At 70.6% G+C, this 1,376-nt stretch carries 2 protein-coding genes; both read right to left on the bottom strand.

Annotated elements, in window-relative coordinates:
• On the bottom strand, positions 1-665 hold a 665-nt coding region (locus tag ACWD3C_RS48645), incomplete at its 3' end, for a transposase family protein (protein ID WP_451155267.1).
• A 53-nt stretch (positions 666-718) separates the two neighbouring features.
• Positions 719-886, bottom strand: a complete 168-nt coding sequence (locus ACWD3C_RS48640; protein ID WP_451155265.1) for a hypothetical protein — start codon at positions 884-886, stop codon at positions 719-721.
• Between the last annotated feature and the right edge of the window lie 490 nt (positions 887-1,376).

The following is a 1,376-nucleotide window of genomic DNA, read 5'->3' as shown; positions in this document are numbered from 1 at the left end:
GTCAGGGGCCGGTTGCGGGCGGCCTTGTGGCCGGTGATCACTGCCGGGTCGGCGTCGGGGCCGCTGTCGTCGAGGCCGACGAATCCCAGGTCGGCGATGGCTCCGAGCCCGGCTTCCCGCAGTTTCCGGGTGAGCTTGTCGTGCCGGCAGGCGGTGATCTCCGAGGTGCGCCCGGGGCGGGTCGCCGAGATCCACAGCAGTCGGCCCCGGTCGTCGGTGAGGGCGATCACGAGCAGGCCGTGGCATTTGTTCTTGCCGGAGTAGTTCTTCCGGTTTTCCTTCCCGGTTCTGCGCCGGGTACGGATCACCGATCCGTCCAGCAGTACGATGCCGCCGCCCATTCGGGCGATCTTCTTCAGGGCCCGGTCCAGGCGTGGGGCGCGGGCGGCGAGCAGGCCGACGACTTCCCGGACCCACCGGGTCACGGTGGTGCGGTGCACTCCGCTGCCGCCGGCCAGGTCGCCGGGCCGCTGGTCACAGCGCAGCACTGCCAGCACGATGGTGGCGATCTTCCCCGCGGGCAGGGCGCGCCACCTGGAGCCGATCCTCTTCAGGTGGCCGCGTATCAGGTCGGCGAGATGGTTCAGGGTGGCACTCGACAGCGGCAGGCGGGCGGTGTAGACAAGGCCGTCAGGGCCCTCGACGGAACTGTTGTTTTTCTTCACACCAAACTCAACTGCCGTCGGGGGCCCGTCAGTTACGCCCCCGCCCCGCGCGACTACGGACGTGCCGTGAACCGCCCGTCGCCCCGCTTTTGCAGCCAGCCGCGGTCGGCGAGCTTGGTCATCTTCGCCCGCAGAGGTTCCAGCTTGCCGCGCACCGAGGCGTCCAGACCCAGCCGCTCACCGACCACCCTGACCTGCACCGGGCCGTCGGCCTCCCGCACGATCGCCAGGATCCTGCGGTAGTCGCCGGGCAGCGCGCCCTCGTCGGCCGCGTCGCTGCGGTGCGGGATGAGCAGGACCGCCCGCCCGGCACCTTCGCCGATACCGCAGCGACAGCCCCGGCGTCGGCCCGGGCCTGCTCCGCCAGGCGGTTCAGCACCCGCTCCGCGATCGCCAGTTCATCCCGCTCGGCCTGGACCTCCTGGAGCTGCTTGGCCAACTCCTCGGCGAGGGCGTCCAATTCGCTCCGGCGGGCAGTGATCCACTGCCGCTCCTGCATCACCCGCGCCCTCCCACGGTCTCACGGCCTGCCGACCTGCTGACGGATCGCAGGCGGGAGCCGGTCACGGGCGCAGCCGAACCCGGCAACCCGCCAGAGCCGGACCTGCCCGATGAACTACGCCATGGTCATCGTCCGCCGACCGGCACGAGTACCCAACTCGCCATTCACACCAGACCCGTGACCTGCGACTTCACGATGCACACCACTCA

The organism is Streptomyces sp. NPDC002845 (genome assembly GCF_053591955.1).
Note: the sequence above shows the minus strand (reverse complement) of the source record. Positions and strands in the feature narration are given on the sequence as shown.